14 protein-coding genes are annotated in these 15,178 nt (G+C 67.6%); 7 read left to right on the top strand and 7 right to left on the bottom strand.

Annotated elements, in window-relative coordinates; translation table 11 throughout:
- Nucleotides 1-45 precede the first annotated feature (45 nt).
- Entirely contained in the window at nt 46-615 is a 570-nt protein-coding gene (pth, locus tag ACEN8G_RS01025) for an aminoacyl-tRNA hydrolase (protein ID WP_413418249.1), read from the top strand.
- 4 nt (nt 616-619) lie between these two features.
- On the opposite strand, the gene ACEN8G_RS01020 is transcribed toward pth, so the two are convergent.
- Nucleotides 620-1,330 (bottom strand): hypothetical protein, encoded by a 711-nt coding sequence (locus tag ACEN8G_RS01020; RefSeq protein WP_413418247.1) that lies wholly within the window; start codon nt 1,328-1,330, stop codon nt 620-622.
- A 468-nt stretch (nt 1,331-1,798) separates the two neighbouring features.
- On the opposite strand from ACEN8G_RS01020, the gene ACEN8G_RS01015 reads away from it, so the two are divergent.
- Nucleotides 1,799-3,277 (top strand): calcium-binding protein, encoded by a 1,479-nt coding sequence (locus tag ACEN8G_RS01015; RefSeq protein ID WP_413418245.1) that lies wholly within the window; start codon nt 1,799-1,801, stop codon nt 3,275-3,277.
- A gap of 81 nt (nt 3,278-3,358) precedes the next feature.
- Here the strand turns inward: ACEN8G_RS01015 and ACEN8G_RS01010 are convergent, their stop codons facing one another.
- From ACEN8G_RS01010 to ACEN8G_RS01000, 3 genes are all read right to left on the bottom strand, one after another.
- The gene (locus ACEN8G_RS01010; RefSeq protein WP_413417470.1) at nt 3,359-4,354 is read right to left on the bottom strand and encodes a hypothetical protein; all 996 of its coding nucleotides are present in this window, start codon (nt 4,352-4,354) and stop codon (nt 3,359-3,361) included.
- Nucleotides 4,355-4,650: 296 nt separating this feature from the next.
- Nucleotides 4,651-5,667, bottom strand: coding sequence for a hypothetical protein (locus tag ACEN8G_RS01005; protein ID WP_413417468.1), 1,017 nt, complete (start codon nt 5,665-5,667; stop codon nt 4,651-4,653).
- Between the two features lie 230 nt (nt 5,668-5,897).
- Complete coding sequence (locus ACEN8G_RS01000; protein WP_413417466.1) at nt 5,898-6,473, bottom strand: hypothetical protein; 576 nt, start codon at nt 6,471-6,473, stop codon at nt 5,898-5,900.
- Between the two features lie 124 nt (nt 6,474-6,597).
- Between ACEN8G_RS01000 and ychF the strand changes: the two genes are divergently transcribed.
- Entirely contained in the window at nt 6,598-7,695 is a 1,098-nt protein-coding gene (gene ychF, locus ACEN8G_RS00995) for a redox-regulated ATPase YchF (protein ID WP_413417464.1), read from the top strand.
- Nucleotides 7,696-7,903: 208 nt separating this feature from the next.
- Here the strand turns inward: ychF and ACEN8G_RS00990 are convergent, their stop codons facing one another.
- On the bottom strand, nt 7,904-9,223 hold the full coding sequence (locus tag ACEN8G_RS00990; protein WP_413417462.1) for an acetamidase/formamidase family protein: 1,320 nt from the start codon (nt 9,221-9,223) through the stop codon (nt 7,904-7,906).
- 125 nt (nt 9,224-9,348) lie between these two features.
- Between ACEN8G_RS00990 and ACEN8G_RS00985 the strand changes: the two genes are divergently transcribed.
- Nucleotides 9,349-9,969, top strand: coding sequence for a hypothetical protein (locus ACEN8G_RS00985; protein ID WP_413417460.1), 621 nt, complete (start codon nt 9,349-9,351; stop codon nt 9,967-9,969).
- Here the strand turns inward: ACEN8G_RS00985 and ACEN8G_RS00980 are convergent.
- Nucleotides 9,938-11,386, bottom strand: coding sequence for an alpha/beta hydrolase (locus ACEN8G_RS00980; protein WP_413417458.1), 1,449 nt, complete (start codon nt 11,384-11,386; stop codon nt 9,938-9,940). The genes ACEN8G_RS00985 and ACEN8G_RS00980 overlap by 32 nt on opposite strands.
- A gap of 141 nt (nt 11,387-11,527) precedes the next feature.
- Here ACEN8G_RS00980 and ACEN8G_RS00975 point away from each other — a divergent pair, with 141 nt between their 5' ends.
- Nucleotides 11,528-12,625, top strand: a complete 1,098-nt coding sequence (locus ACEN8G_RS00975; protein WP_413417456.1) for a DUF4272 domain-containing protein — start codon at nt 11,528-11,530, stop codon at nt 12,623-12,625.
- 4 nt (nt 12,626-12,629) lie between these two features.
- On the opposite strand, the gene ACEN8G_RS00970 is transcribed toward ACEN8G_RS00975, so the two are convergent.
- A complete protein-coding gene (locus ACEN8G_RS00970) occupies nt 12,630-13,019 on the bottom strand; it encodes a MerR family transcriptional regulator (RefSeq protein ID WP_413417454.1) in 390 nt (129 codons plus the stop codon).
- Between the two features lie 42 nt (nt 13,020-13,061).
- On the opposite strand from ACEN8G_RS00970, the gene ACEN8G_RS00965 reads away from it, so the two are divergent.
- On the top strand, nt 13,062-13,820 hold the full coding sequence (locus ACEN8G_RS00965; RefSeq protein WP_413417452.1) for a MauE/DoxX family redox-associated membrane protein: 759 nt from the start codon (nt 13,062-13,064) through the stop codon (nt 13,818-13,820).
- Between the two features lie 4 nt (nt 13,821-13,824).
- Nucleotides 13,825-15,153 (top strand): hypothetical protein, encoded by a 1,329-nt coding sequence (locus ACEN8G_RS00960; RefSeq protein ID WP_413417450.1) that lies wholly within the window; start codon nt 13,825-13,827, stop codon nt 15,151-15,153.
- Nucleotides 15,154-15,178: the final 25 nt, after the last annotated feature.

Raw genomic sequence — 15,178 nt, 5'->3', positions numbered from 1 at the left:
CGCGCCCTAGGTGCGGAGGCGATTTTCGTTTGAGCAGGAATTGAGATGCAGCTGTGGGTCGGCCTGGGCAATCCGGGCCCGCAATATGCGATGCACCGGCACAATGTGGGCTTCATGGCGGTGGACGCCATTGCCGAGACCTATGGCTTCACGCCCGAGAAGAAGCAGTTCCAGGGCTGGACCCGCGAGGGCCGGATCGGGACGCAGAAGGTGATCCTGCTCAAGCCCGGTACGTTCATGAACGAGAGCGGCCGTTCGGTGCGCGCGGCGATGGACTTCTACAAGCTGACCCCGGAAGACGTGACCCTGTTCCATGACGAGCTCGACCTGGTGCCGATGAAGGTCAAGGTGAAGCGCGGCGGCGGCACCGCGGGGCACAACGGCCTGCGCTCGACCGACAAGCATCTCGGCCCCGACTTCCGCCGGGTGCGGATCGGCATCGGCCATCCCGGGCACAAGGACCGGGTGCACGGCTATGTGCTGGGCAACTACGCCAAGGCCGAGCTGGCCCCCCTCGCCGACATGCTCGGCGCGATCGCCGCCGAGGCGCCGTGGCTGGCAGCAGGCGACGATGCGCGGTTCATGAGCGACGTGGCGCTGCGGCTGCAGGACTAGGCGGTCAGGCCGAGGGCGGCGGCACCACTCGGTTGGGATCGAGCTTCGAGGCGAAGGCCGCCGACTGCATGATGATCAGCACCGCTATGCGTGGATCGAGGATTTGCAGCGTCTTGCCGAAATTGGCGATGGCGGCCCAGGCAGCGATCGCCGGCCAAAGCCGCACCGGCACCGGATAGTGCCGCTCGCCGATCTTGACGACGCGCCCGATGAAGCATTCCAACGCGTGCGGCCAGACTCCTCGGAGGAGCTGGTCGATCGGCAGATGTGGCTGGTGTGCTTTATCGACCGTGGGGAAGCCTTCTCCCTCCCCGCCCAGCTTCTCGGCCATCGGGCTGAAGATCTCCGCCGGGCTCGGCATGCGTTCGGGCGCGAGCCCGTGTGCCTGCGCCGTTCCGGAGAGCAGCGCCCAGAGATTGCCGTTGGGATCGCCCTGACCGCCGAAGAACTGGGTATTGAGCGCGTCGCCAACGAAATAGCGATGGCCGTTGGTCGCGTTGAGCGTCATCAGCTCGCCCTGGCCGAACTTTTCGCCATTGGCGGCTCGCTGGAACACGGCACACTGGCCACTATAGCCGCAGATTGCGCCAGCGGCAGCGAGCAGCGTCTCGGCATGCACCCGCCCATCGACTTCGATCCACATGGGCAGGCTCTGGGCGAGCCCGGCATAGGCAAGGTTGCCACCGGTCTCGAACTCGCCGCCCTGCCAGGACATCGCCGCGGCGCGACCTCCACTTGGCGCCGGCCCTTGAGGGGGTGGCGGGGGAGCCGGTGGGGCAGTCCCTTTCCTTCCGAAGATTCGCCTGATCATCGCCAAGGTTAGAATGGCCGGGCCCGCGAGATCGAGTGGAATCGGCGCCGCCAAGCCATGAGAAACCACGTTTTCGGCGCCATGGCCGAATCCGGCGAAGCATGGCCTTGTGGTTCAGTCGACACCGAGAAACCGAGGCTGGTGGCAGGGAACGACGCGCGGTTCGTGAAGCACAGGGCGATCTTTCGTGAAGACAGCCATGCAACGACAATCCGATGGGCCACACCCATCTTCCTTAACATGGATCAGCAAGATCCAATAGTTTCCGCAAAGGTAACGACGCCATCGTCATCATCGATTCATCTTTTGGATCGATCTATTTCATCGCGAAGCACGCGCGATGCTCGCGCTCCACGGCATAAGGGGAAGACAATGCCCACTTATACTGGCACCAGCGGCACCGATTACATCACCGGATCAAGCAGCGGCGACACGATCTACGGCCTGGGCGGCAATGATACGCTGGATGGCGGCGCCGGTGCCGACCTCATTCGCGGCGGGGACGGCAACGACACGATCCTCAGCGGCCCGCTCTTCGAGAACAGCTACGACCGGCTCTATGGCGAGAATGGCGACGACACGATCACCGCTGGCGCCGGCGACCTGGTCGATGGCGGATCGGGCACCGATCGGCTCAACGGCAATTACCAGAACGCCACCTCGGCGCTGACGATAGACTTCAGCGCGATCTGGACCGGAGGCTCGATCACCGTCGCCGGCGCCGCGATCACCAATATGGAGAGGCTCGGCACCATCTATGGCTCGGCCTATAACGACACGTTCACCACCGGCAGCCTCGCCGGGAGCAGCACCTCGCTCTACGGCTGGTCGGGCAGCGACGTGCTGATCGGCGGCGCCGGCCGCGACTGGATCGAGGGCTTTTCCTACACCGGCAATGGCGACAGCGAAGCCGATCTCCTCTACGGCCTGGATGGCGACGATCTGCTCGGCGGCGGGGTGAACGACACGCTCGACGGCGGCAGCGGAATCGATTCGGTACGCCTCGTCTTCACCGCCGCCACCTCGGGCGTCACGGCCGATTTCACCGCGGTGCTCGGTGGCAGCACCGCGACGATCGGCGGCATCACGCTCACCAGCATCGAGCACATCCAGACCGTGCTCGGCTCCGACCATGACGATGTGTTCGACGTCAGCGCCGATGCCTATGGCGGCCTTCCCTGGGGCAGCACCGCGCTCGAGGGCAATGGCGGCAACGACATATTGATCGGCAGCGCCACCGGCAATGTCCTGAACGGCGGCACCGGCGACGACTTCATGTCCGGTGGTGCAGGCGGCGACACCTATTCGGTCGACAGCCTGGGTGACGTCATTGTCGAAGCTGCCGGTGGCGGTATCGATGCGGTCAATTCGAGCATCAGCTACACGCTCGGCGCCGAGCTCGAGCAGCTTAGCCTGACCGGCACCGCGGCGCTCGACGGGACGGGCAATGCGCTCGACAACAGCCTCTCGGGCAATTCGGGCGCGAACATCCTGATCGGCGGCGCCGGGCGCGACCAGCTGACCGGCGGTGGCGGTGGCGACACGTTCGGCTTCGCTTCGGGCGATTTCGCCGGGCTCACGGCCAGCACCGCCGACCTGATCTATGACTTCAGCCAGGCGGAAGGCGACCGGATCGACCTGAGTGCGATCGACGCAGTCGCCGGGGGCGCCGATGACGCCTTCGCCTTTCTCGGGGCGGGCGCCTTCACCGGCGTCGCGGGAGAGCTGCGCTACGAATATTCGGGCACGCGGACGATGATCTATGGCGATCTCGACGGCAACGGCGTCGCCGATTTCGCTATCGCGCTGACTGGCAATATCGCGCTGGCCGCGGGCGACTTCCACCTGTGAGGCCAGGGGTGCGGGTCGCTTTGCAGCGGCCCCCCCCCCCCGTGAGCGGGTGGAGCCCCAGGCCCCACCCGCCGCATACCATCACTGCTGCGGCAGCACCGGTGCCGTGAAGGCGCCGTCGACCGAATTGCCGTCGAGGCCATTGTTGCCATAGCTGCGGATGACCGCGCCGGTGCCGGACTGGAGGCCGGCATTGTTGCCGGTGATCGTCGAGTTGCGGACGCGCACGGTGGCCGTGGCGCCGCCGGCGAGGATGCCGCGGTTGCTGTTGTCGAAGATCCCCGTGCTGTCGATCATCACCGCCGCAGTGGTGGTGCCGGCGGGCGTGTTCACCAGCACGCCGATGGGATTGGAGGAGATCATGCTGTCCTTGACCAGGACGATGCTTCCCCCGGTGGCGGTGTTGCCGACGGTATCGACCTGCAGGCCGCTGCCGCCATTGTTGAAGATCCTGACGTCGTTCAGCACGACACGCCCCGTGCCCAGGGCACCGGTGGGATTGACGAAGATCCCGCCGCCCGAGGTGCCGTTGCCGTTGCCGGTGATCGTCACATTGGTCAGGAACAGCTTGGCCGGGCGGCTCGGCTGGAACGAGACGCCATATCCGTTGCCGTTGTTCTGGACGATGACGTTGTCGACGATCAGCGAGGCGCCCGAGATGAAGCGGATGCCGTTCAGCCCCTGAGTCGTGCCCGCCCCATCGACCGACAGGCCGCGCAGGATGACCTTGATGGTGCCCGGCGTCCCCGTAGCGCTGTCGTTGACGATGAAGCCGTTGGTCGCGGAATTCAGCGTGCTGCCGAAGGTCCCGGTGCAATCGATGGTGATCGACTTGGTGATCGTCACCGTGCCGAAGCCGCCCGGATCGATGCAGTTGATCTCGCCGCCCGCCGCGGTCTTCGAGATGGCGCCGGCGAAGGTCTTGCACGGCGCGGTGCGGCTGCACGGGTTGACGTCGTCGCCGACACCCGAGACCCAGGTGCGCGTCGCCTGCGCCTGCGCCTGACCTGCAAATAGAAAACCGCTCCCCAGAAGAGCGACGCCCGTCAACGCGGCGCGCATCACAATATTTGCCATAGCTGAACCCCTTTTAACCAAAGAGGGAGTCGTCTTATCACCATAACAGATCAATCGACAGTCACATCGTTCGAGGTTCTTCACTCGGATCGTGCGGCCGACGAGCGAAGGCCTGCGTCGTTATTTCCTATATTTTTCATCGATATTGAGGGCGGAACTTCCGACATCGCGCGTCTGCGGCCGGCATCAGGCGGCCAGAAGCGGTTGCACCGGCACGGCACAGGGCGCCGTTTTCCCCAAAGAAAAGGGGCCCCGGCGAACCGGAGCCCCTTCGCTGTCTGCTTGGGTGGTGCGGCTTACTTCTTGCCGACGACCACGCCGATCAGGCTCTGGTTGGCGCCGCCGAAGCTGCCGGTGGCCGAGAAGACCGTGCCGACCTGCTCGCCCTGCGAACCGAAGAAGCCGCCGGCCAGCGTGCCGGTGAGCGGGCTGCCGGTGGTGAAGCTGCCGGTCCACTGGTTCTGGCCGACCGGGATCGCGCCCTGGGCGGTGAAGGTGCCATAGGCGACCGGCGCGCCGCCGCCCGTCGGGATCGTCGACAGGGTCAGCGTCATGGTGACGGCGCCGGTGGCGAAGTTGGTCGCCATGGTCACGGTGCCGGTGACCTGGTTGATCGCGGTGGTGGCACCGACGGTGCTTACCAGGCGGCCGGTGACGGTCAGCGTGCTGTAGTTGACGGTGCCGGTGGTCGGCATGTCGGTATAGGCGGTCGAGAAGCCCCAGGCGGTATAGGCGAGGCGCTTCTGGCCCGCGGTCGAATCGCCGCGCCACCAGTTGGCGTAGCTCACCCGGGTGAGCGCCAGCGCGGGGTTGGCGGTGACCTTGTCCTTCACGACGTTGTTCAGGAACTCGACCTGGGCGAACTTGCCCGCGGTGGTCGCGTCGTTGGTGCGGAAGATGAACTCGGGGTTGGTCGTCTCGGCACCGGTGACCAGGGTCGAGGTGCAGGTCTGGCCGGTCGGCACGCAGAAGCGCGATTCCTCGGTGTTCTCGCGCATCACATAGGTGCCGGTGGCGATCGCCGTGTCGGTGGCGAGGCGGACGCGGGCCAGGGCCGTCAGCGCTTCGGTGCTGACCGGGCCGAGGGTGACCGCGCTGGTCGCCGGATCGCCGGTATAGCTGATCGCGGCGTTATAGGTGTTGAACTCGGCCGGGGCGCTCAGCGGGAAGGTGGCATAGGTCGGCGACGCGGTCGGCGTCGGGGTGGGCGTCGCGGTCGGCGTCGGCGTCGCGGTCGAATCGTCGCCGCCACCGCAGCCCGACAGCGCAACCGTCGCGGCAAGCGCGCTCATGAACATGTGACGGCGAATCATTCCCTGCTCCTTAAAACACGCGGGCACCGAAAGGGCCTGCCGCCCCTGTACCCCAGATGAACGGCCCCCAGTCAAGCCGTTCGCGTCCGGCTAATCCGGTCGCAATACGGCGCTTTGAGGGCCTTAGAAGGCGAAACCGCGCGTCGCAACTTCCGCCTTCTTCCCTGTCGGGGACGGAGCCGCCGGCGCCATCCCGCAACCACCCGCGGTTTCCGGCGCGGTGAAGGGCTTCAGGCGTCCTTGTCCTTCAGCGACTTGCGCAGCGCCTCGATGCGGAACATCCGCGCCACCTTGTCCTTGCCAGCGAGCGGACCCTTGCCCATTTCCGCGACGAACTGGACGCACTGCGCCACGGTGTTGAGCCCGCGGCCGCTGCGCTCGGCCGGCGAGACCGTGCCGTCGCCATTGCTGTCCTTGCCGGCGCGGAACTTGGCCTCGACCGTCCTCGGATAGGCCCAGTCGGCATAGTCCTGGATCGTCGCCTTCGACAGCGCCGGGGCGCCGTCGTCGCCCGCCGGGAGCGTCTGGTCGCCGAGCGCGGTCTCCAGCTTCTCGCGGTAATAATCCTCATAGACCTTGGTGTCGCCGGCCCCGGCGGCGGCGATCCCCGCCTTCTGCCAGCGCAGTGCCGAGAGGCAGTCGAAGCTGTGCTCGACGCCTTCCTTCAGCTTCTGGGCCTTTTCGGCACCGGCGGCGCGAGCGGCGGCTTCCGCATTCGCCTTCTGGTTGGCCGCGCTGTCGTCGCAGGCCGACAGGCCGAGCGTGAGCGCAACGCCGGCCGCGGCGAAATAACCGAAACGGATCATATGGTTCGTCCCCTCTTTTATGGCGTCACTGTGCCATGCGCGGCCCCCAAGTCAACGCGCTGGCAAAAGCGGCGCTTTCGCTCTATCGGGGCGCCTTTCCCCAGAACATTGGAACAGGCTTCACATGGGTTTCCGCTGCGGCATCGTCGGGCTTCCGAACGTCGGCAAGTCCACGCTCTTCAACGCGCTGACCGAGACGGCGGCGGCGCAGGCGGCGAACTATCCGTTCTGCACGATCGAGCCGAACGTCGGCAATGTCGCCGTGCCGGATCCGCGGCTGAACAAGCTGGCCGAGATCGCCGGCTCCGCGAAGATCATCGAGACGCAGCTAGGCTTCGTCGACATCGCCGGGCTGGTCCGCGGCGCGAGCAAGGGCGAAGGCCTGGGCAACCAGTTCCTTGGCAACATCCGCGAGGTGGACGCGATCGTCCACGTCCTGCGCTGCTTCGAGAATGACGACATCCAGCATGTCGACAACAAGGTCGATCCGATCGCCGATGCCGAGACCGTCGAGACCGAGCTGATGCTCGCGGACCTGGAGAGCCTCGAGAAGCGCGTGCCCAACCTGCAGAAGAAGGCGGCGCAGGGCGACAAGGACTCGAAGGTCGCGGCCAGCGTGCTCGGCCAGGCGCTCGACCTGCTGCGCGACGGCAAGCCCGCGCGGCTGACCGAGCCGAAGGACCCGGACGAGGCGCGCGCCTTTGCCCAGGCCCAGCTGCTCACCGGCAAGCCGGTCCTGTACGTGTGCAACGTCAACGAGGAAGACGCGGCGAACGGCAACGAGCTGTCGGCCAAGGTGTTCGCCAAAGCCAAGGCCGAGGGCGCCGAGGCAGTGGTCGTCTCCGCCGCGATCGAAGCCGAGATCGCGACGATGCCGGTGGAGGACCGCGGCGAGTTCCTCGGCGAGCTGGGCCTGGAGGAGACCGGCCTCGCCCGCGTGATCCGCGCCGGCTACAAGCTGCTCCACCTGCTGACCTTCTTCACCGTCGGCCCGAAGGAAGCGCGGGCCTGGACCGTCGATGACGGAGCCACCGCACCGAACGCCGCCGGCGTGATCCACAGCGACTTCGAGAAGGGCTTCATCCGCGCCGAGACGATCGCGTACGACGATTTCGTCGCGCTGGGCGGCGAAGCCAAGGCCCGCGAGGCCGGCAAGCTGCGCGCCGAAGGCAAGGCGTACATCGTCAAGGACGGCGACGTGATGCACTTCCTGCACAGCTAAGGTCGAAGCCGAACCGGAGGGGAGAAGCCCGGCATTGCCCGTAATTCCCCCGTCACCCCGGCCTTGTGCCGGGGTCCACCGCGCGGTGAGGGTTGAACTCTAGGTTCCGGGGCATCCAGTGCGGCACTGTGGACCCCGGCACAAGGCCGGGGTGACGCAGTTCTCTATGGGAATAGGAGTCCCCACCCCTTCGCGCATCGAAACGACCTCACGGCCGCTTCACCCCCGGCAGCGTCGCGAGGCGGGCCTTGGGGATCTTGAGGACCATGCCCGCGGCGGCCCCCGGCACCGCGCTCACCCGGTACTCGGCGATCGTGCCGTAGACCTGCGCGATGTCGGCAGGGGCCAGGCCATAGTCCGCCGCCAGCCAGGCGAACATGCTCGACGAGGCGGCGCGGAACGAGGCGTCGAGCGAGCCCTCCATGCCGATCGCGACGAGATGCGTCGGCGTTTCGATGCGGACCCGGCCGGCGCTCTTGCCGCGGATAAGGTCGACCTCGACCTCGACGTCCATCGAGGTCTCGAGCGCGTCGCCGGTGGTCTCGCCGTCGCCCTGCAACGCATGCGCATCGCCGAAATAGAGCAAGGCGCCCGGCACCGCGACGGGAAGGTAGACAATGGTCCCCTCTCCCATCTCGTTGAAGTCCATGTTGCCGCCGAAGCTGCCGACATCGCCCGATCCGGGCGCTGCACCCCGCGGGTTCACTGCCACGCCGATGCCGCCGAGCATCGGCTTGACCGGTACTTCAAAGCCCCTGAGCGCATCGCTCGGCGCATCGGGCGTGGCGACGCCCTTCTCGCGATCGAGCCGCCAGGTGACCGGCTTGCCCGCCCCCGCCATGCGCACCGCAGTGCGCGCATCCTGCCCGCGCTCGGTCATGCCGCTGGAGCTGATCGCCGTGTCGCGGTTGAGCCGTAGCCTGCGGATGCGGACGACAAGCGTATCGCCGGGCATCGCGCCGTCGACATAGAAGGGGCCGGTCTGCGGATTGCCGGGGGCCGCGCGGCGCACCCCGTCCGCATCGATCCCCGCCGCGTCGATCGTCGTCGTGTGGATCGTGTCGCCCGGATTCACGTGCAGCGCCGGCGGATTGAACGGCGAGAATTCGCGGTAGAAGCGCGTCGGCACGAATTCGCGGCGCTGGGGCGCGGCGCCGCTCGGCTGGGGCGGTCGCTCGGCGGTGAAGGTCAGGCGGTGCGGGATGCGCGCCGGCTCGCGCCCATCGACCAGCATCATCTCGCCGGTGATCCTGCCCTTGACCAGCCGCGCAGTGACGTCCTCCGAGCCGCCGGAATTGTCCTTGGCAAGGAAGCGGATCTCGCTGCCCTTCACCGTGCCGGTCAGCACGTCGCCGGTCAGGTCGCCGCTGATCTGGCTGCCGTCCTGCTTGAGATCGAGCGTCCAATAGGTCGGCGTGCCGAAATAATCGACGGTGACGATCCAGCGTCCCGCGACCTGATCCTGCGCCTGCGCCGCCACCGGCAGCGCGCAAACCAGCGCCGCCGCACTCCAGAAACCACCCCGCATATCGCCCTCCCTGCGACTTCGTTTCGATCAAGCAATGGTTCGGAGGCTGAACTTCGAATGAACCCGAACGCCCCCGCGCGACGGTTCGGCTTGCGCTTGCGGCGGCGTGCGGGTGAGATGGCGCCATGCAGCGATCCCCCGCGCGACTCCTCCGCCTGATGGGCATGATCTCCGGATATGGCGTGGCGGGGCTGGGCCTGCTCTACGCGCTGGTGATGGCGATCGGGCTGATCGCCCTGCCCGTGCCCGGCGCGCCGATCGGCCAGCCCTGGTTCGGCATGATGGAAGTGCTGATCCTGCTACTCGTGCCACTTCTGCTCGGTCTGGCCGCGGCGGTGCGCGGCACCGGGCTCGGGCCACGATTCACGCGGCTGGCGCTGCCCTTCATGGCCGCCGCGCTGGCGCTGACCAGCGTGGTGCACCTGTCGATCCTGATGCTGGGGGTGGAGGATTCGTTCGCCTGGCCCTCTTTGCCCTATGCGCTCGACATCATCGCCTGGGACGGGTTCTTCGCAGTCGCCGTGCTGCTGATGGCGCCGGCGTTCCGCGGTGCCGAGGACGAACGGACGGTCCGGCTGCTGTTGATCGCCAGCGGCGTGCTGGCGCTGCTCGGCTGGCTGGGGCCGATCACCGGGGTGATGGGCCTGCGGATGATCGGCGTGCTCGGCTATGCGATCGTCTTCCCGCTCGCCGCTTTGCTGATCGCGCGCTGGTTCAGCCGCTGGAGGCCGGCAGCGCGAACTTGACCGGCGCGGCATCGACCCGGCCCGGCAGCGCCGGCATCGTCCCGTCGCGCAGGAAGCGCATCGTCGCCGCATCGAGATCGGGATGATCGCGCAGCAGCCGGCCACTATGCTGGCCGCGATGGACGATCAGCGCGCGGGCATTGGGGAACCAGGGCAGCACGTCGACCAGATTCTCGACCGGGGTATTGGCGTCCCAATCGCCCTGGACGAACAGGATCGGCGTCTCGTCGCGCACCGGCTGGCGGAAGGCGTCGCCCAGATCGGCGGTGGGCCAGAGATCGGCGGTGGCGGCATAGGCGGCGAAATTCCACGGGCCGAGCATGTCGAGCGCGGGATCGCTCTGGATCTGCGTCCAGCGCGCCGCGGTGACGCCGGTGGCGGTGTCGATCAGCGGGCCGATCAGCGAGGCGGTGCTTGCCTTGCGCGTCTCGGCCTCTTCGGCGGCCCAGGCCTGGTAACGGCCGTTATAGGCATCGATCACGAAGGCCGGCCAGCGGCGCGCATCGGTGACATGGCTGAGCAGCGCGCGCTGGAAGTCGCCGACGCCGAGCACGACCTTGCCGGTGCCGGGCACCTCGACGGTCACCGGGCCCTTGGCGAAGCGGTCGCGCACGGTTCGCGCCGCCGCGATCAGCCCGCCTTGCGGGATGAAGGGTCGGAGCGCCGGGTCCTGCTCCGCCTCGAAGGCGACGCGCTGCATCACCGCGAAGACCTGGGCGGGCATGTCATAGCCATTGGCGAGCGGCTCGACCAAGGAGATCAGCCCCCGTGCGACCGTGCCCGGATGGCGCTTCAGCACGGCAAAGGCCCATTGCGAGCCGAAGCTCGCGGCGGTGAGGCTGATCCTTTGGTAACCGAAGGCGCGGCGCACCGAGTCCACGTCGTCGGCGCATTCGGCAATGGTGTAGCCGGTCAGGTCATGCCCCGGATTGGCCGCCGCTGCACCCTCGGCCAGCTTGCGGGTCACCGCGATATCGTCCTCGATGCGGCTGGGCTGGTCGAGCGGGGCGGCGGGATAGCGCAGCTCGAGCATGTCGCCGCGCAGCGTGTATCCGCGCTGCTCGACGATCACCAGGTCGTTGGCCGCGGCATGATCGAGCCACATGCGCAGCCGGCGCTTCGCGAGCGGGCTGGGATCGCCCAGCGTGTCGAGCAGGGTTACGCCGGGGCCGCCGACGAGCAGGAAGATCGGCGGCTGGCCGATGTCCTTCGCCGCCCTGATGCGCAGCACGCCGACCTTGATCTTGCGGCTGCCGGGTTTCGCGCGGTTCTCGGGGACCTCGATCGCGCCGGCTTCGTAGCGGACGGGGCTGCCGTCCGAGGCGGTCTCGGTTCCGGGGGTGAGGGAAAGCCTGTCCTGCGCCGCGGCGGGCACCGCCAGCCCGAGCGCAACCACCACCGCAAGCAGCATCCGCATCCCGATCCCCTCTTTTCCTGCATCGTGGCGAAGGCGAAATGAACGGCAGGTTAGCACGGCATCCGGAACGAGAGGATTTCGGGAAGGGCTTCAACGACGCGGGGAAGACCCCTTATGCTGATCCCGCCGAAAGGAGATTCGATGGGCCTGCTGGACAAGTTGCTGCGCCGTGGCGGCGCGAAATCCGAGCCGTTGCCGACGGATGACGAGGGCGTGCTGGTCAACGCCTATGCCACGGTGCGCGACCTGCCGCCGCTCGGCTTCTCGCATATATGGCACAACCAGCGCGACCTTTCGGATCCCGAGCTCGCCGCGCATCTCGACGGCTTCGCCGGCTATGTGATGAGCCGCGGCGACGGCCAGATGACTGCGGCACGCTATCATCTGTGGCGCCATGTCCAGCGGGTCCGCCACCAGCTCAGCTTCTCGGTGTCGGCGGAGGCACTGGGCGAGATCGAGCATTGGGCCCGCGACGCCAATGCGATCCTGTTCCTGCCCGACGGATCGGTGCGCGCGCCGGACGGGGCGGTGCTGATCAACGGCGCCGGGGAAAGCGATCCGGCCGCCGCCCTGCCCTATCCGCCCGACGCCGTGGCGCGCCGCGAACGGACGCTGGAGCATCTCGCCGGGATCACGCCGCGCCCGCCCGCCAGCATGCCGCCCGCGTTGGGCGAGGCCGAGTTGCTGCTGCGCCCGGCAGGCGAGACGCTGCCCCGGGCGCTCGCGCTGGCCTGTGTGGCGGTCCATGCCGAGAACCTGCAGAACGGCGACGACGATATCCGGCCCCGGCTGCGCGAGCTGAACCTGATCGGCATGGCGTCGCTCACGCCGAAGGAGACGGCGTTCCTCGAAGCCGAGTCCCCTGATGCGCAGACCGTCACCCAGATGGGCTGGCGCTATGAGGCGCTGAATACCCTGCTCTGGGCACTGGGCAACGAGGCCGTCATCCTCGACGCGAGCGACCGGATTGCGGACGCGGCAGTCCTGGCGCGCGCCGCGCTGGAATTCGCACAGGCGCCACACGCCGATCCGCGCTTCCGCCCGATCCCGGAAATCCTGGATGCGCTCGACCGGACCTGGCGCATGCAATGGATTGTCCGCGAAGCGCACAAGACCGGGCCGGCGCCCGCGGGGCTGAACCCCGATGTGCTGACGGAACGCCATGTCGCGCTGAACTGGCTGACCGGTTTCCAGAACGATCCAGGCACCCCGTGGGACGAGATCGACACGCCGAGCTGATCGCCTAGCCCTCGAACGCCGCGAGGATCGGGCACGGCCCCGCGCCGCCCTTGCCGCATTCGTGCGCGAGCTTGCCCAGCGCGTCGCGGGCGGCGGTGAGCTCGGCGATCTTGCGGTCGAGCATTTCGATCTGCTCGCGGGCGAGCGCACGGGCGCGGGGGCGGTCGTCGCGGGCGTCGAGATCGAGCAGCTCGGCGATCTGCTCCAGGGTGAAGCCCGCGGCCTGGGCGGAGCGGATGAACCTGAGGCGCCGCAGATCGCCCTCGCCATAGCGGCGCACCCCGCCAAGATAGCCGCGCTCGGGCTCCGCCAGCATGCCGCGCCGCTGATAATAGCGGACCGTCTCCACCCCGACGCCGCCCGCTTCCGCCAATTTCCCGATCGTCAATGACATGCCTTGACTCCGTACCATGGTACGGACCCTATATGGGTGCGCATGACAGGGAATGCAAAGCGCGCGACGCTCTACCGGATGGTGATGCCCGATCACGTCTGCCCCTATGGACTCAAGTCCAAATGGCAGCTCGAGCGGCATGGCTATGTGGTCGACGATCGCTGGCTGACCACGCGGGCGGAGACCGACGCGTTCAAGGCCGAGCATGATGTGAAGACCACGCCGCAGACCTTTATCGACGGCAGGCGGATCGGCGGGAATGACGACCTGACCCGCTTCTTCGGGGGCACGGTGGCCGAGCCGGGGACGACCAGCTACCAGCCCGTGATCGCGCTGTTCGCGATGACCGCGGCGCTGGCGATGGCGGCGAGCTTCGCGGTGAACGGCACGCCCTTCACGGTGCGCGCGGCGGAGTGGTTCGTCAGCTTCAGCATGTGCGTGCTGGCGATGCTCAAGCTGCAGGACGTCGAGAAATTCTCGTCGATGTTCCTGAACTACGACCTGCTTGCCCGGCGCTTTGTACCCTATGCCTATGCCTATCCGTTCCTGGAGGCGCTGGCCGGGGTGCTGATGGCCGCGGGCGCACTGACCTGGTTCGCGGCGCCGCTGGGGCTGACGATCGGCGGGATCGGCGCGATCTCGGTGTTCAAGGCCGTCTATCTCGACCGGCGCACGCTGAAGTGCGCCTGTGTCGGCGGGAGCAGCAGCGTGCCGCTGGGCTTCGTCTCGCTGACCGAGAATCTGTTCATGATCGGCATGGGGCTGTGGATGCTCGCCCGGCCGGCCGCGATGGGAATGTAAGAACATGAAGAAGCTGCTCCTCACCACCGCCGCGCTGCTGACGTCTCCCGCTGCCTTCGCGCAGGATCATAGCGGGCATTCGATGCCGGGCATGGACATGCCGGCACCCGCCCCTGCTCCGACGCCTGCGCCGCAGGATCATTCGATGCACGACATGCAGGGGATGGATGGGGAGGACTCCCACGCCCCGGCTGGTGCTGCAAACAGCGCGATCGGATCGGGCACCTCGCGCCTGCCGGTCTCGGACGGGATGAACGGCGGCTTCCATGTGATGACCGGCGACTGGATGCTGATGGCGATGGGATCGGCGACGCTCGCCTATACCGACCAGGGCGGGCCGCGCGGCGACAATGCGACCTACACGGCGAACATGGCGATGTTCCAGGCGCAGCGGCGCTGGGCGGACGGGACGAAGCTGACCTTCGACGTGATGGGCAGCCTCGACGCGGTGAACGGCCAGCGCGGCTATCCGAACCTGTTCGCGAGCGGCGAAACCGCGCATGGCGAGCCGCTGATCGACCGCCAGCACCCGCACGACCTGTTCATGGAGCTGACCGCCCGGCTCGACGTGCCGCTGGGCGGGGGCGTCTCCGGCTTCGTCTATGGCGGGCCGGTGGGCGAGCCGGCGCTGGGGCCTTCCGCCTTCGTCCACCGCAAGTCGGCGCGGTACCTGCCGCTGTCGCCGATCTCGCACCATTGGTTCGACAGCACCCACATCACCTATGGCGTGGTGACCGGGGGCCTCTACACCAATGGCGTGCAGCTCGAGGCATCGGCGTTCCGCGGGCGCGAGCCGGACGAGAAGCGCTGGGACATCGAGAGCCCCAAGCTCGACAGCTGGAGCCTGCGCGCGACCTGGACGCCCTCGCCCAACTGGGTGGTGCAGGCGAGCCATGGCCGGCTGAAGAATCCCGAGGAGATGCACGCCGGCCAGGACGAGAACCGCACCACCGCGAGCGTGCAATATGGCGGCAAGGGCGTGTCGGCGCTGCTCGCCTTCTCGGCCAAGGACCGGGTGCCCGGCGACACGCTGACCGCCTGGATCGCCGAGGCGAACTGGGACCTGAGCAGGCACCACAGCCTGTTCGGGCGGGTCGAAAATGTCGCCAATGACGAGCTGTTCCCCGACCATGCCGACCCGCTGCACGACACCAGGTTCCGGGTGACGCGGTTCGAGGCGGGTTATGCCTATCGCATCCCGCTGTCCGACAAGGGCGAGGTGGCGCTGGGCGGGTCGCTGGCGACCTATGCCAAGCCCGATGCACTCGACAGCGCCTATGGCAAAGCGCCGTTCAGCTACACGCTGTTTGCCCGGCTGGGCCTGGGGATGTAACGACTTACCCCCGCAACATTTCGCT

The organism is Sphingomonas sp. Sphisp66 (assembly GCF_047324325.1).
Lineage (GTDB): Bacteria > Pseudomonadota > Alphaproteobacteria > Sphingomonadales > Sphingomonadaceae > Sphingomonas.
The sequence above is the reverse complement of the archived record's forward strand: the minus strand, read 5'-3'. Positions and strand labels throughout refer to the sequence as shown.

Bases quoted from the DNA above. Each gene is read 5' to 3' on its own strand.
- pth (WP_413418249.1), top strand. From the start codon at position 46: ATGCAGCTGTGGGTCGGCCTGGGCAATCCGGGCCCGCAATATGCGATG.
- ACEN8G_RS01020 (WP_413418247.1), bottom strand. From the start codon at position 1,330: ATGTCCTGGCAGGGCGGCGAGTTCGAGACCGGTGGCAACCTTGCCTAT.
- ACEN8G_RS01015 (WP_413418245.1), top strand. From the start codon at position 1,799: ATGCCCACTTATACTGGCACCAGCGGCACCGATTACATCACCGGATCA.
- ACEN8G_RS01010 (WP_413417470.1), bottom strand. From the start codon at position 4,354: ATGGCAAATATTGTGATGCGCGCCGCGTTGACGGGCGTCGCTCTTCTG.
- ACEN8G_RS01005 (WP_413417468.1), bottom strand. From the start codon at position 5,667: ATGATTCGCCGTCACATGTTCATGAGCGCGCTTGCCGCGACGGTTGCG.
- ACEN8G_RS01000 (WP_413417466.1), bottom strand. From the start codon at position 6,473: ATGATCCGTTTCGGTTATTTCGCCGCGGCCGGCGTTGCGCTCACGCTC.
- ychF (WP_413417464.1), top strand. From the start codon at position 6,598: ATGGGTTTCCGCTGCGGCATCGTCGGGCTTCCGAACGTCGGCAAGTCC.
- ACEN8G_RS00990 (WP_413417462.1), bottom strand. From the start codon at position 9,223: ATGCGGGGTGGTTTCTGGAGTGCGGCGGCGCTGGTTTGCGCGCTGCCG.
- ACEN8G_RS00985 (WP_413417460.1), top strand. From the start codon at position 9,349: ATGCAGCGATCCCCCGCGCGACTCCTCCGCCTGATGGGCATGATCTCC.
- ACEN8G_RS00980 (WP_413417458.1), bottom strand. From the start codon at position 11,386: ATGCGGATGCTGCTTGCGGTGGTGGTTGCGCTCGGGCTGGCGGTGCCC.
- ACEN8G_RS00975 (WP_413417456.1), top strand. From the start codon at position 11,528: ATGGGCCTGCTGGACAAGTTGCTGCGCCGTGGCGGCGCGAAATCCGAG.
- ACEN8G_RS00970 (WP_413417454.1), bottom strand. From the start codon at position 13,019: ATGTCATTGACGATCGGGAAATTGGCGGAAGCGGGCGGCGTCGGGGTG.
- ACEN8G_RS00965 (WP_413417452.1), top strand. From the start codon at position 13,062: ATGACAGGGAATGCAAAGCGCGCGACGCTCTACCGGATGGTGATGCCC.
- ACEN8G_RS00960 (WP_413417450.1), top strand. From the start codon at position 13,825: ATGAAGAAGCTGCTCCTCACCACCGCCGCGCTGCTGACGTCTCCCGCT.